This window comes from Flavobacteriales bacterium, assembly GCA_020635855.1.
In the GTDB taxonomy this organism is placed as follows: domain Bacteria; phylum Bacteroidota; class Bacteroidia; order JACJYZ01; family JACJYZ01; genus JACJYZ01.
Window position 1 is genome coordinate 292400 of record JACJYZ010000003.1, and the last position, 24550, is coordinate 316949.

Here is a 24550-nt window from a genome sequence, read left to right on the forward strand (position 1 = left end):
CTGATAGTGCAGGTTTGAAGAGCGTGCTCAGACATACATACACCCGCTTTCTGATCGCCGGTTGTTTTTCGCTGTTCATCCATCGCGGAGTGAAGGCGCAGGACCTGAAGTTCAGTCGTGTTGAAGGGCTTTCACAAAGTGTTGTGAACTGCATCCTTCAAGACAGCAAAGGCTTTATGTGGTTCGGTACCCAAACCGGACTGAACCTTTATGACGGGTATTCATTTACCATTTTCAAAAACAACCCCCTTGATTCGAATTCCATGTCGCATAGCTATGTCCAGTGCCTGCTGGAAGGCAGCGACGGATCGATCTGGGTGGGGACCGACGGCGGTGGACTTAACCGGTACAACCGGCTGACCAATACCTTCTCATCTTATAAACACGACCCGAAGGATTTCTACAGCCTGAGCGGCGACCAGATCAAGGCACTGCTGCAAACCAAAGATGGAACTTTATGGGTGGGAACAGAAAACGGCCTGTGTGCCATGAATATCTCCACCGGTAAATGCATCCGGTATCAGAAAGACGATAAAGACCGGAACAGCATCAGTTACAACAAGGTGAGTTGTCTTGCTCAGGACGCAAAGGGAATCATTTGGATCGGTACGGAAAATGGCGGCCTGAACAGTTTCAATCCGTCCACTGGCAAGTTTGCTCACTACTTCAACAATGCCGATGAACACAGTGGAATCGGTAGCAATTGGGTAACGGCCATCCTGCCGGATTCAGAGGGAAAACTGTGGGTGGGCTCATTCGATAAAGGATTGACGGTTTTCAATCCGTCCACAGGAAAAAGCGAATATTTCACCGACAGTTCCCAGGTGAGCATCTGTCACACCCGGGTTACCGATATCAAGGAATTATCGGATGGCAATGTATGGATCACCACGTATAACGGGATCAGTGTTTACAACCGCAAAACCGGGAAGTTCAAGTGCATTCGGCCCGATTCTGATTATGAATACAGCTTGAGCAGTCCGCAAATACGCTGTCTGCTGGAAGATGATGCGGGAACCGTTTGGGTAGGTACATATGGCGGCGGCGTAAATGCCTATTTCAAAGGAAGACAGAAGTTCAGGTATTACCGACAGGAAACCAATGTGCCGACCACGCTTTCCAGCAATACCATTATGTGCTTTGCAGAGGTGGATGATGCAACCGTGTGGATTGGAACCGTTGAAGGCGGGATATCCGTCTGGAACAGAAAACTGGATGAGTTCTCCCACATAGAAAAAGATGGTCCGGAAGGCTTGACCCATCAATCCGTCATCAGCCTGCTGAAAGACTCAAGAGGCAAGATCTGGGCCGGAACGTGGGGCAGGGGGCTGCAGGCATATGATCCCGCAACCGGCAAATTCACACATTACCGGAAAGCCAACCCTGGAACACGTCCGGGCGGACTCTATGTAAGCAATCAAACCGTGCTCTCGCTGGCCGAAGACCCGAAAGGCAAGATCTGGGCCGGTACATTCGCCGGTATCAATATCTATGACCCGAAGACCGAATCTTTCAGTTACCTGACAATGGATGAAGGACTGAGCGATAACGTGATCTATAGTTTGTATGCCGCCAGCAACGATGTGATGTGGATCGGAACGCTGAACGGAGGATTGGATGCCTATGATTTGCATACAGGGGAGTTCACCCACTACCAGAAGCAGAAAGACAATACCGGTATCAGCGACAATGCCATCTATAGCATTTATGAAGACGAAAAGGGCTTCATCTGGCTTGGCACCGGAAACGGCTTGTGTAAATTGAATCCTGCTACGGGCAGGTTCGAAAATTACTATGAGGCCAATGGGCTTCCCAGCAATGTGATCCTCGGAATCGTGCCGGATGACAAGGGCAACCTGTGGCTGAGTACGAGCGACAAGGGCATTGCACGTTTTACGCCGGCCGCTGGCAGAGAGAAGATTGAGGTGCGGTCCTACGATGTGGATGATGGTCTGCAGAACAATGAGTTCAACCAGGGTGCCTATTGCAAGCTGGCCAGTGGAGAGATCCTGTTCGGAGGGATCAAAGGGTTCAATGCTTTTCTGCCGTCCGATGTCAGGGAAAACAACCATGTGCCGCCGGTCTACATCAAATCATTCCGCACCCTGGGCCAGGAACTGAAGCTGGATACCAACATCATCGATAAGAAATACATCGAACTGGATTATAAGGATGCCGTGTTTTTATCCTTCGAAGTGGTTGGCCTGGATTACATCCGCCCTGCCAAAAACCAGTATAAGTTCAAGATGGAAGGTCTCGAAGACAACTGGCGCCCTGCCGGTCAGAACCGGTTCCCCCAATACACCAACCTGAAAGGCGGACATTACGTTTTCCGGGTCATGGCCTCCAACAGCGATGACCTGTGGAACCAGCATGAAACAACCCTGTCGATATATGTAGTGCCTCCGTTCTGGGAAACGGAATGGTTCCTGACCCTCTGTACCATTGTTGTGGTAGCGGGTGTATTCGGCTTCATCCGTTGGCGTACCCAGCAGATCCAAAGGGAAAACAAAGTACTGGAAGGAAAGGTGGCCGAAAGAACCCGCGAGCTGGCCCAGAAGAACGAAGACATCACGTCCAGCATCATGTATGCCCAACGCATACAGCAAGCCATTCTGCCTTCCAAGGACACCGTATGCAAACAATTGAAGGCTGCCTTTATCCTGTACCTGCCCAAAGACATTGTCAGCGGTGACTTTTACTGGTACGGGCAACGTGACGGGTTGCATATCATTGCGGCGGTAGACTGCACCGGACATGGTGTTCCGGGTGCGTTTATGTCGATGATCGGTACCAACCTGCTGAACCAGATCGTTCTGGAACAAGGTGTCACCAGGCCGTCTGAAATTCTCAACAAGTTGAACGACGGGGTACAGCGTGCCCTGCAACAAGGACATCACGAAGTGGAAACCACAGATGGTATGGATGTGGCACTTTGTTCATTCGACCCGCAGAAAATGGAAATTCAGTTTGCAGGTGCGTATCGACCGCTGTTCATTTTCAATGCATCCGGATTTGAAATGAAGTCGGGGAATAAGTTCCCGATCGGAGGTGTGCAGGTCAACGAAGCACGGGTGTTCACCAACCACAAAATAAAGGTGGAACCCGGAGATCGGATCTACCTTTTCTCGGATGGTTATGTAGACCAGTTTGGTGGTGAACTCGGAAAGAAATTCATGACCAAGCGCTTCCGTCAATTGCTCCTGCATCTCGATAAGCTACCTATGCCTGAACAGGCAAAATTGTTGAGAGAAAAGTTTGAAGAATGGCGCGGCAAGGAAGAGCAGGTGGATGACGTGCTGGTCATCGGAATCCGTTTCTGACGATGTTAATCCATTGGCATGATTGTTGATTTTTAACGGCAAGTTCAAGTTACAACCCATCCAGATATGCAAAAAAACAGTTCGCTCATCGCATTGGCCACAGCAATCACGGCCGGTTTTGTTTTGTTTTCCGCCTGTTCCAAAGACAGGGATGATACCGAAACGCAATCGGCCACCGACAACGGCATCGCCGAAAACGAATTCTCCACCATCTATTCCGTCATGAACAACGTGATCATCCGGGAACCGGGCACGAAAAAGACTTCGAACCTCTGTCCGGATGTGACCGTATCCGATTCACTTGATCCCTGGCCTCACAGTGCCACGCTTGATTTCGGTACGGGTTGTTTGGGTGACGACGGAAGGTACCGGACAGGCCAGATCGAACTGACCATTGATAAACCCTGGAGTCAGCAGGGCAGCACGGTAAATGCCCGCCTGGTGAACTACACGGTGAACGGCCTCAAATGCACCGGAACCCTTACCGCGGTGAATCAAACCGCCAAAGGAGCCAATCAGCAGGTGTATCAATACAAAGTATCGGATGCCAGCATTGAACTTGGCGATGGAACCATCACCTGGCAGTCGACCCGCACACTTACATTCCTTTCCGGCTTTGCCACCAAAGACGACCGCACCGATGACATCTATGAAATCACCGGTAGCTCTTCCGGTACCAACAGAAAAGGTACATCATATGCAGTGGACATCACCACACCCGTGCACATCGACGGCAGCTGCAAATGGATTCCATCGGGTGTGATTGAACTCACGCCTGAAGGTCTGGCAACACGTAAGGTTGATTACGGAGACGGAACCTGCGACAACAAGGCCACGGTTACCATCAAAGGGAGATCCTACCAAATTCTTTTACCCTGATTCCCCCGGTGAATACCGCATCAAATGGAAATTTACGCCCCGGTATCCTGCACCGGGGCTTTCTTTTTGAAAATCAGCGCCGAAAGTGTTTGCCAAAGCAACAAATTTATATATTTGTTAATCCGAAAGGAATGACCGGGGCCGATAGAAACGCATGACCTTTTGGTATGGCTCGTTCAAAGGATCGAAATAATTCGGCTGATGATTGATATTTTTGATTTCTACGACAAGATGCAACGCAGCAATATCATGCTGTCGTTTAAGGGGGAAATTACATCTGAGTTGTTGGGTTCCATTCTTCAGATCATGGAGAACAAACTGGAAAACATCAACGAGGAGCCCAAGGTCAAAAAGAAAGTTTTCAATGTATTGGTCGAGTGCCTCCAGAACCTTTACCATCACCTGGATGTGGAAGATGAGGCAAGTTTGACGGAAGAAGAATTGAGGGGAAAGAAATCAGCCATTTTCATGATCGGCCGGGAGAATGCGAACTACTACGTGATGACCGGTAACTACATCCTCACTGATCGCATTCAGGGATTGAAGGAAAGACTTGACAAGATCAACTCAATGTCCAAGGAAGAGTTGAAAGACTATTATAAAGAGGTGCTGAACAATGAAGAATTCAGCTCCAAAGGCGGAGGTGGATTGGGAATGATTGATATCGCCCGAAAAACAGGCCAAAAGCTTGATTATTTTTTCAAACCCGTTGATGATGTGTATTCATTCTTCAGTTTGCATATTAAAATAGTGCAATAAAAGTAAATATGGAAGCAATTGTAATAGAAGGTACCCCCAAAACTCCCGTAGTGAACTTTGATGCTACAGGTGGTGTCCTGGAAATCAAAGGACGGTCCATTCCTGAAAATGCCATCGAATTCTATAAGCCCCTCATCGAATGGATAGAAGGGTATTCGGGCGCACCCAAAGCACAAACCAATGTCAATATCCAGTTGGAATATTTCAACACCAGTTCCTCCAAATGCATCCTGGATGTATTCAAGAAGCTGGAAGCCATTCATAAGGCCGGAAACGACATGGTGGTAAACTGGTACTATGAAGAGGATGATGAGGACATGCAGGAAGCTGGTGAAGACTACCAGGCCATCATCGGCATCCCCTTCAAGCTCATCGAGATCGAGGAGTAAAACTCCGCAGCGATAAAAGAACCAATCCCCGCCGGGTAACCGGTGGGGATTTTTTTATGTTCGGCGCTGTAACCTGGGACTGTTGAAATGCTTTGAACCACATAGGCACATAGGGGCACAATAGAAATTCATGTAGGCTATGTGTTCTTTGTGCTTATGTGGTTCAAAACCATTACCTACATAAAGAACGATCACCCGGCAATGGGAAAATTCCCACTACGTGCGCCCGATGTTAAACGAGAAATGAAGAATGATTGACTACTTCCCCGCCAACCGACCGGCCAGGCGTCCGAGGTAATCCATGCACTTTTTCAGTACATCGAAGTAGAGTGTGATGTAAAGCATGAGGCACATAAGCCAGATCACAATCAGGTTTACCCAGAAAGTATCTACATAAGCTCCCAGCAATTTTTTTCTGGGTGCAAAGAAATGTGTACGCAGCCCGCTGTTGAACAACGGATCAAGGTAAATCGGGTCGGCGCGTTGCACCAGTTCGCCCTCCCATTCGATGATCTTGTCCATGTCATTGGTTTTTCGCACCAGGTCGGTCAGGCTTTCATTCTGGTATTCGTTTTTGGCTTCGATGAATTCAGCACGGCCATCTTCGGATGCCTGCATTTTGGAAATCACCTTGTCCTTTTTCTGGCTGGCTTTGTTGTACCTTTTGATGTAGAATTTGTTGAGCGCATCCAGGTATTGTTTCGTTTTGGATGCAACCGATGCATCGAATTTGTCGGGTGCCAGTCCGTTCACCCCTTCAAACGCAACATGAGGATTGATTTCTAATTCCTTATCTATTTCAGAGTGCAGCAGGGCCAGGTCGCGGTTGAGATCCTGGGATGCGGTGCTATCCTTTCCCTCCAGGTTGAAAATACATTTGTCGATCTTCGCGCGCAGCGAAGGGATCCAATAGTTCTTACGGAAATCGGCAAAGCTCATTATCTTATCGATCCCGTAGAAATCATGCTCGAAGTTGTTGCCTTTGTACTGGGTGACAGCAAGTGCTTCAAAGGCCCAGCGGGAGGTCATCACTTCACCGGCAACGGGTACTTTGTCCTGGGTGGTCAGGATGGGGTGCAGCTTGTCGAACTTTACGATCACACCGCTCAGCAGCAGTTGCGGGATTAGCAGGAAAGGGATCAGTATATAAACCGTAACCGCGGAGTTGAAACTCGATGATATGTTCAGCCCGAGCATATTGGCGAAGCACGATGTGGTGAAAAGGATACACCAGTAGTTCAGGTTCATGCCCAGGCCGTGTACCTCTAAGATGGTGTTGCCGATAATGACAAACGTGAGTGTTTGTATCGCCGATAGAACAAACATGATGCTCACCTTGGACATCAGGTAACTTGATCGGCTCAGGTTCAGGAATGATTCCCTTTTCAGGATCTTCCGGTCACGGATGATTTCCTCGGCGCTCACGGTGAGGCCCATGAAGAGCGCCACAACCACGGCCATGAAGAGATAGGCCGGTAGGTTCTCATTTTCCCGGAACACGTAGCCTACGCTGTCTACACCTGTTTTGTAGTAGCGTACAAGAAAAGCCAGGATGAAAGCCAGCAAAGGGGCTTCCAGCAGGTTGATGGCCAGGTATTGCTTGTTGGTTAGTTTAGACAATACGTCGCGGGTGATGAACACCATGTATTGCTTGATCTTATTAGGGATGCTGAAAATACTTTTTGGTATTTCCGATGTGTCATTGGCAGGTGCGGTTGCCTGTGACGCTTTCCGCTCGTGGTAATATTCATTCCATTCCCTGGGCGAAACCTTCCGGTTCAGTGTCAGGTTGCCATATTCGTCCAGTACCTTCGATTCGATGATGTTGAAGATCTGTTCGGGATTCACGTTACCGCACTTGCCGCATTCGCTTTCATTGCTGTTGACGTGGTGGATGCGTGTTTTGAAATACACTACAGCGTCCACGGGGTTGCCGTAGTAAACGGGATAACCACCGGTATCAAGAATCAGCAACTTGTCGAACATCTTGAAGATGTCGGATGAGGGTTGGTGGATCACCACAAAAATCATCTTGCCTTTCAGCGAGAGTTCCTTGAGGAGGTCCATGATGTTTTCCGAATCCCTGGATGAGAGGCCGGACGTAGGCTCATCCACGAACAGTACCGACGGCTCACGGATTAATTCCAGAGCGATGTTGAGGCGTTTCCGCTGCCCGCCGCTGATGGTTTTGTCGAGCGGGCTTCCCACTTTCAGGTCGCGTGTTTCATACAACCCGATGTTGGTCAGCAGATCCAGTACCCGCTTTTTGATCTCCGCTTCATTCAGGTTTCCGAAACAGAGCTTGGCGTTGTAATAGAGGTTCTGGAAAACCGTCAATTCTTCAATCAGCAGGTCGTCTTGTGAGATGTGACCGATCACACCCTGGATCTGATCCTTGTCGACATGAATATCGGTGCCGTTGATTTTTACGGTTCCGGATGTAGGGCTTTCATTCCCGTTCAGTACGTTCAGCAGGGTCGACTTACCGGCGCCGCTTGCCCCCATGATGCCCACCAGTTTACCACCTTCTTCGTGCAGGTTGAGTTGATGCAATCCTGTTTTTCCGCCCTTGAACTTGTACTCGATGTGCTCGGCGGCGAAAACGATTTTGGATTTTCGGGCATCGCTCAGGAAGGTGCTGACGATATCGCTGTAGTAGATGGGGTTGACCTTGGAACTACGGATAGACGAACCGTTGGTCAGCACATAGATACGACCGGGGTCAATGACCTGCCCGTTGAGGTAAAGTTCACCGTCTCCCAGGTACCGGAATATGTACATGTTCACACTTGCGATAAACATCACCCGGAGTTCGCCTTCAATGAACTCGGAATAGATGTGTTTGATGCTGGGGTGCGGTGTGTTTTGCTTGTTGTCAACAATCAAAATTTTGCCCGATGGACCTTCGTAAACATCTTTGTTTTGTACGAAGTGCAGGCAACGATCGAACTCTTCTTTGTCGATGTTGAAGGTGTCGGCCACCGTGGTTACGAACTCCATTTCCTGGTCGGAGATGGAATCACCGATGTTCACGAATTCCAGCAGACGGATCAATACGACCACCTTCTGCTTTTGCGCCAGTTCCTCATTGATCTGCGTACAGATCTTAAGCACCTTCACTGAGTTCAGCGAAGTTCTTTTCTTTTTTTCAGTGGAGTCTTTTCCCTTGAACAGGGCGCTGTGGGTCTCTACGAATTCATCAAAGATCCGCAGGTATTCGTCAATCTGCTCCTGGTTCAACTGAAGTTTCAGGAACAACAGTACCACATTCCGGCGATCGCTGGAAATCCCTCCCTCAACGTTTGCAATGATTGCAAACAATTGCATCAGGGCTTTCAGTATTCTTTCACTCATGGACCGGGGTGGTTACGTTGCGTTCCCTTTAAAAGGCCATACAAACAAGGAGAAGGCTCCATGTTTGCCGGAAGATACAAAACCTTATTGGATTTACTGTTTGAATCCGATCAGCATAACCGCACATCCACTGGCTGCTGAGTTGTTATGCCCAAGCTTGGCTTCGATGGTGCAATTAACAGTATAATCGAATACAAAGTCCCAATAGGGGCTATCTTCAAACTCGGAATTGGTGAAAAGCAAATTGTGTTGTGGGTCGTAAACGGAGAACTCCAGGTCTTTTCCTTCCAGACCTGTGCATGCTGCAATGCGATAGGTGGATCCGCCGTAGAAGGTGGCATGAAATTCCGCTACTTCTTTGTCGAGCAACAAAGCCCTGTAAATCTGACCATCCGAGATAAACCCGTTTGATATGTGTTTCGAGCAAATGGTTGCCGTGGAATCGCACTGGCTATAACCCGCTATGGACAAAAAGAGGAATCCCGTTGCACAAATAATCCGCTTTGCTATGCTTTTCATGAACGCTGTTTTCTTGTTGTAAATGATATCATCCGATAATTTCACCCCTTAAGGACGTGACCTTTTCCGTAAGCTTGGTCAACAGTTCAGGGCTAACAATTGCGGCACTCTTACTTTTTACATGTAAAACTTTTTGGTCGCGATTCACCTCGGGCTTCTCATAGGTGTACTGCATTTCAACCGCATCGAAGTCGTAGGCCAGATCTATCAGCTTGTTAAGCAACTTGCTGATGTCTTCCTGATCGTTGTAACGCCTGAGCAGGTTGATGAGGTTGTCGATCGTGTGCTTCTGGTCACCGATGCGGTTCAGCAATTCCTGGTGGGGATTTGTTTTTGCCACATTCAGGGAGAAGTAGAGACTTTCAACCCAACCGCCTGTGAGTACGAGTGCACCCACATCATTGCGCTCATTGTTCTTGAGGTATTCATCGGATGCCCTGTATGCAACGGAGATCAGGGTAAGCAATGAGTCGCGATTGCCGATGTTGTTCTGAAAACGTTTGATGGTCTTTTCGTCAAATGCAGAAGAAACACCCAGTTCATCCGCCAGTTTCTGAACGGAATTCAGGTAAGAGATAGCATCCTGGGGTACATCATAAACCGTAATGTAGCCAAGATCCGCACCGTAAACACCCAGGTTCAAGGCTTTCTTGAAATTGGTCGAATACGTGGTGAGATTGGACGTGTTGTTCAGGATGTCCTTTTTGTATCCCGCTTCGATCTTATTGATCAGAAGAGCTGTTTGGAAAGGAGAGGGAATGCTGAACAGGGAATTGTCGATTTTGAATACCGTGGACTGATCCTGCGCAGGTTCTTCATCTGCAACATCGGTCTCATTGGTTCCACTGTCAACACAACCGGTATACAGACAAACTGTTGTTCCGAGCATTAGGAGAGTCAAGATGGAGGCTTCCCGGTTCCTGAAGCTATTCATATCATGCGGGTTTTATAAAGTGGCTGCAAGTAAACAAAATTTCGCGAATTCACAAAACTTGAAAATAATGCCTGTGGTTGGCCATATGCATTGAAAATCAGTCGCTAAACAATTTGGATGATTTGGTTAGCCAGAAGAAAACGGCCAGCGAAATTAAGGCCGTGAAAGCATACGTTAATGATTGTGCCAATGGCCTGAAAAGCAAACTTCCGATGAGGAAAAGCAGGCTATAGGTGAAAACGGTAGCTGTGAGCCAGCTTCCTAACAACGCCCATCCGTTGCCATCTGGTTGATTGGTTGCATTTCGAAAGGGTTTCCAAGCGCCTCCCGGCCTCACCCTGTCATAGAATGCCTGCAGGTGATTCCTGGATTCGGGCTGGGTGAGGAAGGTAGCCGTTAACCAGGCCACCGTGGTGAAACCTGCGGTGACCAGGAAGTTTTGTGGTGAGTCCAGATGAAGCACCTTGTTTGCCAGCACCCATCCACCTAAAGGAGCGATGGTTGCCGTCACTTCACTCCACGCATTGATGCGCCACCAATACCACCTCAGGATCAGAACCAGTCCGAGTCCTGCACCGCATTCGATTAAAAATGTGGCCGCCTGGTCAATCGTGTCAATCATCGCCGTCATCCCGAAAGCCAGCAACACCAGCAACAGGGTGAAGTACCTGGCCATGCTCACATAGTGTGTATCTGCCTTTTCCTGGTTTTCAAAGGAGTCTTCACGGCGAATGAAACGCCTGTACAGATCGTTGGTCAGGTAGCTGGCTCCCCAGTTCAGTTGTGTGGAGATGGTACTCATGTAGGCCGACAGGAATGCAACAAACAGTAACCCCTTAAGACCTGACGGCAGGAGGTCTTTCATTACGAATACAAAACCTTTGCTTGCATCGGCCACCGGCAGATCAGGGTAGAGCAGCAATGCGCATAATCCCACAATGATCCACGGCCATGGACGCAGGCAGTAGTGGGCCACCTGAAAGAACAACGTGGCAAGCACGGCATGTTTCTCGTTCTTCGCACTCATCATGCGTTGACTCACGTATCCGCCTCCGCCAGGTTCTGCACCCGGATACCAGCTCGCCCACCATTGCACCAGCATGAAGGTAAGGAAGGCACCCAGTGTGATGCTGTATGTACCGATGGTGTCTGCAATGCTGCCATCGGTTTGAATCCGGGGAAAGAAATCAAAACGCCAGGCAGGTAGTTTTTCCACGAGTCCGTGCAGTCCACCCACTTCCGGTTGATTCAGGGCAACGAACGCCAGTACAATGCACCCACCCATGGCAATCATGAACTGGATGGCATCCGTGAGGGCTACCCCGATCAGCCCCGATAAGGTTGAGTACACCGCCACAAGCAGCATCAGTCCGCCCGTATACCAGAAAGCTTCCGAAAGTGAAATATCAAAGAAAACATGCAGGATGGTGATCATGGCCGTGTTCACCCAGCCGATGATGATGCCGTTCAGGAACACACCCATGTATACCGATTTGAAACCGCGCAACAAGGCGGCAGCCCTCCCGGAATACCGCAGTTCGATAAACTCCAGTTCTGTGACTACGCCCGCCCTTCTCCACAGCCGGCTGAAAAAGAAGGCGGTGAGCATGCCACCGGTGAGCATGTTCCACCACAGCCAGTTGCCGGAAATGCCATGCTGGGATACCTTTTCGGCTACCCAAAGCGGGGTGTCGGCGGCGAAGGTGGTGGCCACCATGGAAATGCCGGCGATGTACCACGGGAGTTTTCTTCCTCCCAGAAAAAAGGAAGTGAGGTCTTTGCTCGCCTCACCTTTGTATCTGAGTCCGATGTAAAGGACGAATGCGAGGTAAGCGGCGATGATGATCCAGTCGAGTGCAGTGAAAATCATGGGATGCAGGTATGCGGCAAACCTACGAAAAGTTATCACGCATCCGATGCCATGGATTCGGCTGCGATCCAGGCGGTGGTCCAGGCTGCCTGGAAGTTGAAGCCGCCCGTAACCGCGTCGATGTCCAGCACTTCGCCGGCAAAGTACAGGCCGGGTACAACCTTGCTTTCCATCCGGGTCATGTCTATTTCGTTCAGGGCAACGCCGCCGCATTGAACGAATTCTTGTTTAAAGGTGGTTTTGCCTTTGGATGTATAGGTGTCCGATTTGAGCAGGTGCAGAAGCGACAGTTTTTGCTTCTTGCCGATTTCAGCCCATCGTCGTTCTGGATCGATGCCCGCTTTCAGCAACAGGTGGTGCTTGAGTTTTTTTGGCAGGTCGAGTTCGAGCGCCTGCCCGGCATTTCGCCCGCCCGCATGCTGGAAAAGCGTTTGTACGTATGCTTCCAGTTCTTTTGCATCGGTGCCCGGGAGCCAGTCGATGCGGAATGAAAACGTGTAGTTTTTTTCATGCAGGTAACGGGCCGCCCATGCGCTCAGTTTGAGTACGGCCGGTCCGCTCATGCCCCAATGGGTGATAAGCAGCGGCCCGCTGGACGTAAACGGCGCATCCATTAATTCAATATGTACCATGGATGACACCCCTTGCAGTTCGAGGATGGGGTCTCCCGGCAAGTTGAAGGTGAACAGGGATGGTACCGGTGCATGGAGGCTGTGCCCGAGTCGCGTGATGTAGTCGTAAGATGACGTGGTCGGATGGCCACCTGCCGCGATCAGCAATTGCCGGCAACGGATGTGGACTCCGTCGGCAAGCCGGAGGTTGAAACCATCGCCTGTGGGCGTGACCTCTTTTACGTCTGCCCGGTACCGGATGTGCACCTGGTGGTTGCGGAGTTCGGTTTCGAAGCAGTCGATGATGGTTTGCGAACGATCCGTTACCGGGAACATGCGTCCGTCTTCTTCGGTTTTGAGTTTTACATTTCTGCGGGCAAACCATCGTACGGTGTCTTCCGGTTGAAACCGATGGAATGCACCCAGCAATTCTTTATGTCCTCGTGGGTAGGAACGCACCAATTCATGCGGATCAAAACAGGCATGTGTTACATTGCAGCGACCGCCACCGGAGATCTTCACTTTTGATAACAGGTTGGACGATTTCTCCAATACACAAATGCTGCGCCCGGGTTGCTTCTCGGCGTAACAAATGGCTGCAAAGATGCCGGCAGCGCCTCCTCCCACGATGGCAACATCTGCCTGCTCAAGTCCCCCGCCTTCGCTTGGGCTATGGCGGGCAGGCAAGTCTAACATCCGAAATCTAATTTCTAAGGTCTAACATCTAACGTCTATTTTCTCACCCATACCGCCAACAACGCGGATCCGGCGATGCCCAGGGTGGCCCGGCCCACCATGAACATCGTGATATAGGCCGACATGTTGAAATACCGTTCCATGTCATCCGGGTCCTGACCTTGTTCGTTCACCATATAATGAATCATGTTGGCAAAAAAATCAGGAGACACATAGGTCAAACAGAACCAACCCACCAGGGGGGTCAGGAGTGTGATGAAGCCCGTCAGTCCGAGTCCTGACCGGAACGCATACAACCATCCCCATTCCCGTTCGGTATGACGTTTTCTTTTGTCGCGCATCGCCAATACATAGATGAGGGCCGACGGCAATACAATAAGCAGGGTCATGGAATCGTGGCGGTCAATAAGCCGGTCATGCCATCCCATGGACTTTTCAAAAAACACCCACGCGATGGAGAAGACGGAGAAGATCACCGCCCACTTGAATTCAATTCGGCCAAAGGATTTCATTTGGTTTGGTGTTTTCGGACCGCAATATAGGCAATCGGTGTCAGGTGGTGGGGTGCAGTTGGTGCCCCGGGCCGGGTTGTAGTTGACCGTTTTCTGCTTGTCGGACCAGTTGATATGCATGATGGGTGTACGGAACGGAAATACCAAGCCGTTCTGCCTGCCGCACGATGTAACCGGATATGGCTTCGTTTTCGGTTGCTGCGCCACGCAGGATGTCACGCAACATCGAGTTGTGGTTGCCTGCAGATGCGCTGCAGATGTCATGGATTTCCTGTTCCATGGAAGCAGGATCCGGGAGGACAACATGCATGGCCCTGCCAACCGAAAGTGCTTCGGCGGTAAGATGGCGCATGACATCCGACGGAGCTTTATCCGAAACAAAGAAACCGTTGGGTACACCCAGAATGGCGCCGAGCGGGTTCACAGTGGCATTCACGATCAGCTTGCGCCAGAAGAGGGTACTGAAGTTGCCGGTTACCTCTGTCGGAAACCCGGCGGCCTTCAACAAACCTGCAATTTCTTCGCTTGCTCGCGGGGTATGCTCGTCTTTTTCCAGCACAATTTTTCCGTCGCCGGTGTTCTGCACGAATCCAGGTTCAACCATCATGGCGGCTTGGGTTGTGAATCCGCCAACCACATATTCGCGACCCACAGCCTCCGCCAGTATCTCTATGTTTCCGGCTCCGTTTTGCAGGGTTACGACGCGTGCGATCGGACTGTTTTGATCCAGCCATCGTTTCGCATGAGCAGCCAGAGACGGGGTCTGATGGGCTTTTGTAAGGATAAGGATGATGTCGAAAGGTGCGCCTTTGAACGTGTTCCATGAGGCGGAATGGATGGCGGCGGTATGTTCTTCCCCATTTGTTTCTTGCAGCGTGAGGCCGTTCCGCATGGCATCCATCTGCGCTTCCCAGGTGCCGAACACGGTGAGTTGCACATGCGGTTTGAGGCGCACGGCGAACAACGAAGCCAGGGAACCGGTTCCGAAAATGGCCAGTCGGTATGAGCGTTCAGGCATGGTACAAAGTTAGGGAATCATGAGTCTCCCGCCTTCGCTAAGGCTATGGCGAGTCTCAAGTCGGGAGTCTCAAGTTTCAAGTTTCAAGTCTCAAGTTTCAAGTCTCAAGTCTCAAGTCTCAAGTTAGGGTCTCGTCTAATATCTGGTGTCACACATCAAATGTCTAAGATCTAAAGTCTCACATCTCACATCCAATACCCACCGCTACGTAGAAACCCAGGCATGAAGATACGGGAGGCATTGATGCACCGGGCGGGATAAGAAAATTTTCTACCTTTAGGTCCCCTGAAAGGGAATGGTGTGGCAGGGGACTGATTTGAGTTTTTCTTTTTGCTTGTAGCTAGCGTATCTCAATGAAGGAGGTGTCATTGAAGGTAAGCCAAAGGTCTTTTTTGGCTTGGTGTTTTGGATCTTCACTTCTTTTCGGCGACAATCAATACGACTTTGCTGATTTGTTTTAAGCCATTGTATGGAGCGTTTAAAGGAGGTGATAAGCGCGCTCAATCGTGCCGATATACTTAAGATTCGGGCGTATTATAAAAGTCGCGAGGATAAAAGTGTTTTTCGTCGGTGGGAGTTGTTTGAACTCGTCCGGAAAGGAAAGGCACATACCGACGTGGAGGCGGCGCACATGTTGTATAAGAGTGCGCCCAATTCGGCATTTTCCCACCTGAAGTCGAGGTTGCTGGAAGACATCCTCGAGGTGATGTTGATGAATGCGGGTGAGCTGGCTGCTGAAGAGCATGAAGCATTCCGTACCGCCTGCAGGAAACGGATGGTGGTGAGCGAAGTGCTCATCCGAAAAGGCATCATGCAGGAGGGACTCCGCAACCTTAAGGTAGCTGCACAGATCGCATGGAAACATCGGCTTTCCACCGAGCAACTCCTGGTGGAAGAGTTCCTGGGTGAATATTTTCCGGGTGAGACGGTCAGCAATTTGCTCGGGGAGGTCACAAAGGAAAATGTACGGGGCCTGACCCATCTGCTGATCGCCAGGATCTATTTCAAGTCATCCATCTACAACCATGCTGCCTTTTACGAGAACCTGGGTGAACTGGCGGATCGTTTGCAAACCATCCGTGAGATTGAGTTTGATCTGAGGAAGGCGTTTGAAGAACATCCGACCGAAGAACTTCGGTTCTGGTACCTTAACTTCTCCATCACTTCACAGCGGCTGAAAGGCAACCTGGACCTGGCTTACCATCAGGCCCTGGAAGCAGCACGCATGGTGTGGCAATATCCCGAGCAGTTCTCTGCAACCGGAAGGCGATCGGCATACATGAACCTGGCATTGCTTCAGATGGAACGCCATCAGTGGCCGGAGGCCACCAACCACCTGCACCACCTCCTTACCGCCATGGACCCTGAAGATGCGGTCGGGCATGCGTGGAGTGAATTGCTGTTTCGCACACTTTACTTTGCCGGGTATCGAAGTCAGGCATGGGAATTGGTTGCAGGCAAACTTCAGGAGGCACAGCATATAGCCAGCATTCCTGTTCACCGCTGGGAGTTTTATGCGGCGGTGTGGCATGCCGGCAACGGTGATTTTTACAGCGCTACCCAATCTCTGCAACGTGCATCACGCATGCTTGCCGATAAGACCTACGGTGCCGATCTAGGATACCGCCACGTCGAGATCATTCTGCTGATGAGGTCGGCCAAATGGGACCTGGCCCAGATCAAACTGGAAGCGTTCCAGCAACTGCTCAAACGCCGAAACGATCCATGGGTACACCGCTACAGGTTGATGGCCCGCAGAATGACCGCCATCATCAGGTATGCCGGATACGGTGTTCCGAAAACCAAAAGCAGCACCGATGATCTGCATAAACTCGCATCCGGTGAAGACAGGAAGTGGACATGGGACCCGCTTGGTTTTGAATTGATCACAACATCGGAGTGGTTTGGCAACTGACCATACATTTCAGCAGATTAATACCTAGTAGTTTCCCTCTGAACCAATTCCGCAAGCTTTATCAATTTGTGACTTTTGCTAGTATGTGGAAAACAATTGTGTCAAGCGAAAAGAAACGACAAGCCTTCAAGAAGGTTGATATCAGGGGAAATAAAATTTATGAACATGGTTGAGTGCTGTCATCGATGTGACCAAGTTGTACTTTGAAGCCCACACTCTTGTCAAGTAATTTGGCCTTCCAATTCTGGAGGTGATTACATGATTGACAAAGCCCTTATTACGCTTAGGAGTGAAGCGAATGCCTACCTTTCATTGAAGAATGGTGTAACGGAAGACAAAATCGTCTTGTCGAACGTTGCCACCGAGAACGGAGGATGGGCGATTCCCGAGGACAAACTCGGGATGTCGCTGGTGAAGGTGGAGGAGGAGCGCGTATTCAAAGACCAGAAGATGGCCCACCGCAACAGCAAGGGTCAGTTCGATTTCTACAACCCCGAACTCAAGTTCAATCTCTATGTGTTGGTGACCGCCAATTTTCCCAATGGCGATACCGATGCAACCAGTTCAAAATATACGGAAGGACTCAAACAGCTTTCCCACATCATCACTTTCTTCCAGCAAAAGCATGTGTTCACCCCTGCCAACACGCCAACCATGGCGGCAAGCGAACTGGAAAAGCTGATCGTTGAACTTTACTATTACGGCTTTGAACAGCAGGATAACCTGTGGACCGTGATAGGGGCGAAGTACCTGCCCTCGGTCCTGTACCGGGTTCGGGTGGTGCGTGTACAGGAAGCGGCTGTCAAGGAACAGGGCCCTCCGATCTCCGATATTTCACTCAACTTACTCGGAAGCTAAATGGGCGTCTACAGGACATTGTTCAGGGCCGACCTGCAACACAGCTACTATACCGACGGCTATGCCCGCGGGCTCCAGCTGGTGCCGCACAGTGATACACAACTGACTTTCCGCAACGGAAGGATGCTCTGGAAAAAGTGGCCCACCGGTTTCAAACTCACGTATGAAAGTCCGGCCGATACACAAGATCCCGTGATCAACATGGGACGCGACCAGCTGTTTGTGTTCGGCCTGTTCAACGAAGACCCGCATTTCCTCAGCGTCACCGACCTGAACGTGCGACAGGAAACGCCGGTGAACCCCGCCACCAATCAGGCGGAAGGAAAAACCGCTACCGCATCTTCCGAGCAGAACGGAACCGATACCGCCGATAAAGCCGTGGATGGCAACGCCAATTCGTTCTGGAGAAGCGGCGACGCAGACGATCAATGGTGGCAGGTAGACCTGGGTGCCGTGTACCGCTGCGTTGAGATCCAGCTTAAATGGAAGAAAAAGGCAAAGGAGTTTCAGCTGATGGTTTCGGAAGACGGTCGTCGCTGGGCGTCGCTGTTGCACGAAACCGACAACAATTCCAACAATCATAATGTGACCGGCCTTGCGGCACCCGCCCGCTACGTGCGCGTGCAATGCGATGAATCCGATGACAACAGCGGATTCGGTTTTAAAGAAGTGGAAGTGTATGCCGATACACAGATCGACATCGTTCCCTGGACGTCGGGCAAAATCATCTATTACAGAAATACACCGGCCTCGGCTTCCCATGATACGGATGCTCCCGAGCAGGTCGTGCATGACCTGCTCGACCGGATCGTACCCGAATCGTTCGTGTTCGCTTACACGGTTGACAGCTTCGTGGATACCGTGGTTCAGGTGACCGATCCCGTTGGCAACACATTCATGCTCACCGGCCCGGATGACAACACGGCCACCATCAAGCCCGGCAACGACGGCGTATACCGCCACCCCGTATTCCTGAAGAACAAACCCGAAGGTTTGTACCAGTTCACCGTGAAAACCACCGATGAGGTGACCACCCTGGGCAGTCAGAAAATCTATTTCAATAACCAGTTCGCCGTGAAGCCCGTGTTGGGTATTGTGGAGTTCCTGTACCAGTCGGCACAGGACGAGATGTACGGCGATCCGGAATACTACGGCCTTGTCTTCAACCGCAAGGAAACCTTCTGGAAATACCATGTGATCAACAAATCCGGACAGCTCGACTTCACCGATGCCGAACTGGAAATACAGGATGAAAGCGGTGACTCGGGAGATCCTTACCTGGTTTACGAATTCATCAAAGGCAAGCTGTTGGAAAGCAACCCCGACCTGAACGGACTCGACAGCATCACCTTCAATTCCCGACGACCCATTCCCATTTTCCAGAGCCCCAAGCTGAGCCTGGAACTCAAAAATACCGCTGCCACCGATCCGGTGATTATTTCCAATCTACCCAATGCCGCCGTGCCGGGACAGCATGAACAAGAATCGAACATTTACATCTATGTATAAAACCAAATACCAGCACCATGCCTGAATACAAAACGCCCGGCGTATATGTGGAAGAGATCTCCACCCTTCCGGCCTCGATAGCCCCCGTGGCGACCGCCATTCCCGTGTTTATCGGCTATACCGCCCAAGCCCTGCGTAACGGGGAAGACATCACAGATGTACCCACGCGTGTGACCTCTTTGCTCGAATTCGAACAATGGTTCGGCGGACCTAAGAATGAGACTTTCGTCTTGAGGGTAAAGGATACCACCGTGGAAGATGTTGATAATCCGGGTACCTTTTTGTTCTCCTCTCGCGAGTACGAAGTGACCCTGCCCGCGGAAAGCAGCTATAAGTTGTACTACCACATGCAGATGTATTTCAACAACGGGGGCGGCCCGTGCTACATCGTTTCCGTAGGTAGCACAAGCGCAGGCTCTCCAGGTAAAGCTGCATTGAAAGACGGACTTGAGAAAGCCGAAATGGAAGATGAGATCACTCTTATCACCATTCCTGAGGCAGTGACCCTGGTTGACGCCGATATCAAGGAATTGTACGATGCGGCGCTGGCACAGTGCAACAAACTGCAGGACCGCTTCACCATCATGGATGTGATCGCAGACAACGCCAATACCGTGAAGGAAGACGGCGATGATTTCCGCGACAACAACGTGGGCAGCACCTACCTGAAGTACGGTGCGGCTTATTACCCGCTGCTCGAAACCACACTCAATTTTGCGTACGATGCTTCGGCACTCAAAGTGAACCGCACGGTGAATGGCGGCTACAACGCTGCACAGGATTTTGCCGGTTCCGTCATCACCCTGGATGCATCCGCTGCCAACCAGGATTCTTTGGAAGACATCCGGGAAACAGCCACCGAAGCCTACGGCAAACTGGTGACCGAGATCCGCAAAATCAAAGTTGAAGTCTATCCCTGCAGTTCCATTGCAGGAACCTATGCCCGCGTAGACCGCGACCGCGGTGTGTGGAAAGCACCCGCAAACGTAAGTCTGCGCTCTGTGAAAGAACCCGCCGTGCTGGTTTCTTCCGATGAACAGGAAGACCTGAACGTGGATGCCACCAGCGGTAAATCCATCAATGCCATCCGCACCTTTGCAGGCAAGGGTGTGCTGGTGTGGGGCGCGCGCACATTGGCGGGTAACGACAACGAATGGCGTTATGTGCCGGTACGTCGTCTCTACATCTTCGTGGAAGAATCTACCAAGAAAGCCACCGAGTTCGTGGTGTTCGAACCCAACGATGCCAATACCTGGCTGAAGGTGAAAACCATGATCGAGAACTTCCTCGTGAAGCTCTGGCGCGATGGTGCCCTTGCAGGTGCCAAACCCGAAGATGCATTCTTCGTGAAGGTGGGCCTGGGAGAAACCATGACCGCACTCGATATCCTGGAAGGACGCATGAACATCGAGATCGGTATGGCAGCTGTTCGTCCGGCAGAGTTCATCATCCTGAAATTCTCACATAAACTTCAAGAGTCCTGAGCGACCTGATCATTCATTCATCCATGCAAACTAAATCCACATGGCAACAGTAATCAAAACCCCTGGGGTATACATCCAGGAAATCTCAAAACTACCGGCATCGGTCGCTCCGGTGGCCACGGCCATACCCGCGTTCATCGGTTATACCGAGCGCAGGGTGAAGGATGGCAAAACGCTTGCCCCCAATGTTCCGGTCCGCATCACTTCTTTCCCCGAATACGAAGAGATCTTCGGCGGCGGCGAATCCGAAGCACTGGACGTGACCATCCAGGACAAACTATCAGGTCCCGGCGGCACCCTCATCAGCAGGGTGATCAACGTGAGCCAGTCGGCACCTTCCACCCACAACATGTACTATGCCCTGCAAATGTACTTTGCCAACGGCGGCGGTCCGTGCTGGATCGTTTCCATCAACCCGGAACCATTTGCGTTCCCGGTGGCTGCATTCAGCAAGGATGATTTTGAAGACGGACTGGCCGCCATCAAGAAAGTAGATGAGGCCACGCTTCTCCTGATGCCCGAAACATCGGAAGGACTTGATGCCGACGATCACTACGAAATGGCACAACAGATGCTTTCCCAATGTGCCCTGCTGCAAGACCGCTTCACCATCATTGACGCACATGCCAATGATGCGGCCACGGTGGATGCATCCAACACACTTGGTACCGACAACCTGAAATACGGTGCGGTGTACCACCCCTATCTCAATTCGTCCATCATCGTTGAATACGCCGATGCGGATGTAACCATCACTCACACCACGGAAGATGGCAACACCAACCCTCCGGGTGCATTCGACGGCCTTGCGCTGGATGACCTGGACAGCGCAGGTGCCAACACCAACCTGGCAATATACAACGTGATCAAATCCGAGATCAGCAAGCAGGCCAAGGTGCAGCTCTCTCCCGGAACATCCATCGCCGGTATCTATGCCCGCGTGGATCGTGAGCGGGGTGTATGGAAAGCACCTGCAAATGTGAGCATACGCAATGTAGTTCAACCCAGCGTAGTGGTTTCCGCCGAAGAGCAGGAAAACCTGAACGTGAACGCCGTCAGCGGTAAGTCCATCAATGCCATCCGCACATTCGCCGGAAAAGGCATCCTCGTCTGGGGATCACGTACGCTGGCAGGTAACGACAACGAGTGGCGCTATGTGCCCGTTCGCCGCCTCTTCATTTTCGTGGAAGAGTCTGTGAAAAAAGCCACCGAATTCTCGGTGTTCGAACCCAACGATGCAAACACATGGAAACGTGTGAAAGGCATGATCGAGAACTTCCTCGTGAAGCTGTGGCGCGAAGGCGCCCTGGCCGGTGCCAAGCCCGAACAGGCATTTTATGTGAATGTCGGACTGGGAGAAACCATGACACCGGTGGACATCCTGGAAGGACGCATGAACGTGGAGATCGGTATGGCTGCCGTTCGTCCGGCGGAGTTCATCATCCTGAAGTTCTCTCACAAATTACAGGAATCATAATAGCTACTCATCTATAAAAACAATCCATTATGGCTTTCCCAAAAACCCCCGGCGTTTACATCGAAGAGGTGAGTACCCTGCCGCCTTCGGTTGCGGCGGTTGAAACAGCAATACCGGCTTTCATCGGTTGTACCGAGGTCGCCGACAAGAACGGTGTGGCCGGTGCGCTCGACCGCGTGCCGACCCGCATCACCAACATGCTCGAATATGTGCAATACTTCGGAGGCCCCTTCTCCGAGGATGCCGCGATCACTGTCACCATCGAAGATGACATGGACGGCGGTGCCGAAGTGGTGAACCGCACCATCACGGCCACCGTGGGTACGGCATCTGCATTTAAAATGTACTATGCACTGCAGCATTTCTTTGCCAACGGCGGCGGTCCGTGTTACATCGTGAGCGTGGGCGACTATTCCGGCTCAACCGTGAATGTGGCCAAGTCGAAACTGATGAACGGCCTGACCGACATCGAGAAGATCGACGAACCCACCTTGTACGTGTTCCCGGATCATTCGACCGTGGCCAACTACAAGGATGTGTATGATGCAGCCCTGGCGCAATGCGAGAAACTGAAAGACCGCTTTGTGATCATGGATTACAAAAGCGAGACCGGTGATCCCTTCGCAGACGGAACGGCTTTCCGCAATTCAGGCATCAGTTCCGATAACCTGAAGTATGGTGCGGTTTATTATCCTTACCTGAAAACAACCCTGTCTTATGGCTATGATGAAAGCCTGCTGACTGTTGCCCATAACGAAGTGAATCCTGCCAATACAGGTGCACTCGACGGAGATACCGTAGCAGCGATCAAAGCTTCCAACCCGGACGTTTACCGTGCCATCATCGCCAAGCTGGCAGCCTTGCAGGTGACCCTGCCGCCATCTCCGGCCATGGCGGGTATCTATGCACGTGTAGATAACGATCGCGGTGTGTGGAAAGCACCCGCCAACGTGGGAGTGTTCGCCGTGGTAGGTCCAACCATCAAGATCACCAAAGAACAGCAGGAGAGCCTGAACGTGGATGCCACCTCGGGAAAATCCGTCAACGCTTTGCGCGCATTCCCCGGCAAAGGAACCCTGGTATGGGGCGCCCGCACACTGGCAGGTAACGACAACGAATGGCGCTATGTGCCCGTTCGTCGCCTTTTCATTTTCGTGGAAGAGTCGGTGAAGAAGGCAACGGAGTTTTCCGTGTTCGAACCGAACGATGCCAACACCTGGCTGCGCGTGAAAACCATGATCGAGAATTTCCTTTCCAAACTGTGGAGAGACGGTGCCCTCGCCGGTGCCAAACCCGATCAGGCGTACTTTGTGAAGGTAGGTCTTGGCGTGACCATGTCGGCGCAAGACATCCTGGAAGGACGCATGAACATCGAGATCGGCCTCGCCGCTGTGCGCCCGGCTGAATTCATCGTGCTGAAATTCTCGCACAAACTGCAACAATCATAAGAACTAAAAACCCACTTTTTCAAATCCATTAAACAGCAATATTATGGCAATCAATTATCCAGTTACCGCCTTCCATTTTCAGGTAGAATGGGGTGGCCAACGAATCGGCTTCACTGAAGTGTCAGGCCTGTCGATCGAACTGCAATCCATCGACTACCGCGAAGGTTCATCACTGGAATATCAGGTGACCAAAATGCCGGGCATCCCGAAGTATTCCGCCATCACCCTCAAGCGTGGTATTTTCCAGGGCGACAATGAATTCTTCCAATGGCTCAACACCGTTAAGCTGAACAGCATCGAAAGACGCGATCTCACCATCAGCCTGCTGAATGAAGAGCACGCCCCCATCGTAACCTGGAAAGTGAAAGATGCATGGCCTTCAAAGGTGGAAGGACCCAGCCTGAACTCAACCGGCAACGAAGTGGCCGTTGAATCCATCGAGCTCCAGCACGAAGGTCTGACAATCGAATTTGCGTAATCCACCGGTTGAAGAATGATGAAGGAAAGGAGGCGGCATGCCACTGTTTGATCCACCCGTAGGTTTTCACTTTCTGGTACGCTTTGAAGGGTTGCTTCTCAACCCCAAGTACATCGGAATTCCCGATCTCGGCTTCAAAGAGGTCAGCGGGATCAATGCCGATATTTCTACGGAAGAGTATCATGAAGGTGGCGAAAACCGTTTCAAACATCGGTTGCCGCAACCGGCGACTTACCAGAACCTGGTCATGAAACGTGGACTCCTCATCGGGTCCCAGTTGATGCAATGGTTCAAGGAAAGCACCGAGAACTTCTCATTCGAACCTTCGGATATCACCGTTGTATTGCTGAACGGCGACCACATTCCGTTGCAGGCCTGGAACTTCATCCAGGCTTACCCCGTGAAGTGGCAGATCGCCGAGTTGAATGCAACCGACGCGCAGATACTCATTGAGACCGTAGAGTTTTCTTACCAGTATTTCCGGCGCATTGATCCCACCGATCTGCTGCCGTTCTAA

At 51.1% G+C, this 24550-nt stretch carries 19 protein-coding genes; 12 read left to right on the forward strand and 7 right to left on the reverse strand.

The genetic code is table 11. The annotated features are described in order from the left end of the window. The first annotated feature begins 23 nt into the window (after positions 1–23). The 4 genes from H6585_09570 to H6585_09585 all read left to right on the forward strand — a co-directional run bounded on the left by H6585_09570 (position 24) and on the right by H6585_09585 (position 5350). The gene (locus tag H6585_09570; GenBank protein MCB9448578.1) at positions 24–3323 is read left to right on the forward strand and encodes a SpoIIE family protein phosphatase; all 3300 of its coding nucleotides are present in this window, start codon (positions 24–26) and stop codon (positions 3321–3323) included. A gap of 66 nt (positions 3324–3389) precedes the next feature. Next, positions 3390–4202, forward strand: a complete 813-nt coding sequence (locus H6585_09575) for a hypothetical protein (protein MCB9448579.1) — start codon at positions 3390–3392, stop codon at positions 4200–4202. A gap of 201 nt (positions 4203–4403) precedes the next feature. Continuing rightward, positions 4404–4961 carry a hypothetical protein gene (locus H6585_09580; GenBank protein MCB9448580.1) on the forward strand — a complete coding sequence of 186 codons (558 nt, stop codon included), beginning with the start codon at positions 4404–4406 and terminating at the stop codon, positions 4959–4961. A gap of 8 nt (positions 4962–4969) precedes the next feature. Continuing rightward, on the forward strand, positions 4970–5350 hold the full coding sequence (locus H6585_09585) for a DUF1987 domain-containing protein (protein MCB9448581.1): 381 nt from the start codon (positions 4970–4972) through the stop codon (positions 5348–5350). Positions 5351–5608: 258 nt separating this feature from the next. Here H6585_09585 and H6585_09590 read toward each other — a convergent pair whose 3' ends face one another. The 7 genes from H6585_09590 to H6585_09620 all read right to left on the reverse strand — a co-directional run bounded on the left by H6585_09590 (position 5609) and on the right by H6585_09620 (position 14864). Next, positions 5609–8704, reverse strand: coding sequence for an ATP-binding cassette domain-containing protein (locus H6585_09590; GenBank protein ID MCB9448582.1), 3096 nt, complete (start codon positions 8702–8704; stop codon positions 5609–5611). Positions 8705–8797: 93 nt separating this feature from the next. After that, the gene (locus H6585_09595) at positions 8798–9223 is read right to left on the reverse strand and encodes a hypothetical protein (GenBank protein MCB9448583.1); all 426 of its coding nucleotides are present in this window, start codon (positions 9221–9223) and stop codon (positions 8798–8800) included. Between the two features lie 28 nt (positions 9224–9251). After that, on the reverse strand, positions 9252–10157 hold the full coding sequence (locus H6585_09600) for a hypothetical protein (GenBank protein ID MCB9448584.1): 906 nt from the start codon (positions 10155–10157) through the stop codon (positions 9252–9254). A gap of 97 nt (positions 10158–10254) precedes the next feature. Further along, on the reverse strand, positions 10255–12027 hold the full coding sequence (locus tag H6585_09605) for a Na+:solute symporter (protein MCB9448585.1): 1773 nt from the start codon (positions 12025–12027) through the stop codon (positions 10255–10257). A 35-nt stretch (positions 12028–12062) separates the two neighbouring features. Beyond that, positions 12063–13334: an aminoacetone oxidase family FAD-binding enzyme gene (locus tag H6585_09610; GenBank protein ID MCB9448586.1), complete on the reverse strand. Its 1272-nt coding sequence runs from the start codon at positions 13332–13334 to the stop codon at positions 12063–12065. Between the two features lie 35 nt (positions 13335–13369). Continuing rightward, positions 13370–13846 (reverse strand): DUF4199 domain-containing protein, encoded by a 477-nt coding sequence (locus H6585_09615; GenBank protein ID MCB9448587.1) that lies wholly within the window; start codon positions 13844–13846, stop codon positions 13370–13372. Positions 13847–13886: 40 nt separating this feature from the next. Next, positions 13887–14864 carry a 2-dehydropantoate 2-reductase gene (locus tag H6585_09620; GenBank protein ID MCB9448588.1) on the reverse strand — a complete coding sequence of 326 codons (978 nt, stop codon included), beginning with the start codon at positions 14862–14864 and terminating at the stop codon, positions 13887–13889. A 469-nt stretch (positions 14865–15333) separates the two neighbouring features. Here H6585_09620 and H6585_09625 point away from each other — a divergent pair, with 469 nt between their 5' ends. The 8 genes from H6585_09625 (at position 15334) to H6585_09660 (ending at position 24550) form a co-directional block, all read left to right on the forward strand. After that, the gene (locus H6585_09625; protein ID MCB9448589.1) at positions 15334–16779 is read left to right on the forward strand and encodes a hypothetical protein; all 1446 of its coding nucleotides are present in this window, start codon (positions 15334–15336) and stop codon (positions 16777–16779) included. Between the two features lie 258 nt (positions 16780–17037). Next, positions 17038–17637 (forward strand): DUF4255 domain-containing protein, encoded by a 600-nt coding sequence (locus H6585_09630; protein ID MCB9448590.1) that lies wholly within the window; start codon positions 17038–17040, stop codon positions 17635–17637. Then, a complete protein-coding gene (locus H6585_09635; GenBank protein ID MCB9448591.1) occupies positions 17638–19146 on the forward strand; it encodes a discoidin domain-containing protein in 1509 nt (502 codons plus the stop codon). A 17-nt stretch (positions 19147–19163) separates the two neighbouring features. Beyond that, a complete protein-coding gene (locus H6585_09640) occupies positions 19164–20630 on the forward strand; it encodes a phage tail sheath family protein (protein MCB9448592.1) in 1467 nt (488 codons plus the stop codon). Positions 20631–20670: 40 nt separating this feature from the next. After that, a complete protein-coding gene (locus tag H6585_09645; GenBank protein MCB9448593.1) occupies positions 20671–22107 on the forward strand; it encodes a phage tail sheath family protein in 1437 nt (478 codons plus the stop codon). A 29-nt stretch (positions 22108–22136) separates the two neighbouring features. Further along, positions 22137–23555, forward strand: a complete 1419-nt coding sequence (locus tag H6585_09650) for a phage tail sheath family protein (GenBank protein ID MCB9448594.1) — start codon at positions 22137–22139, stop codon at positions 23553–23555. A gap of 43 nt (positions 23556–23598) precedes the next feature. Then, positions 23599–24033 carry a phage tail protein gene (locus H6585_09655; GenBank protein MCB9448595.1) on the forward strand — a complete coding sequence of 145 codons (435 nt, stop codon included), beginning with the start codon at positions 23599–23601 and terminating at the stop codon, positions 24031–24033. 37 nt (positions 24034–24070) lie between these two features. Next, the gene (locus tag H6585_09660; GenBank protein MCB9448596.1) at positions 24071–24550 is read left to right on the forward strand and encodes a phage tail protein; all 480 of its coding nucleotides are present in this window, start codon (positions 24071–24073) and stop codon (positions 24548–24550) included.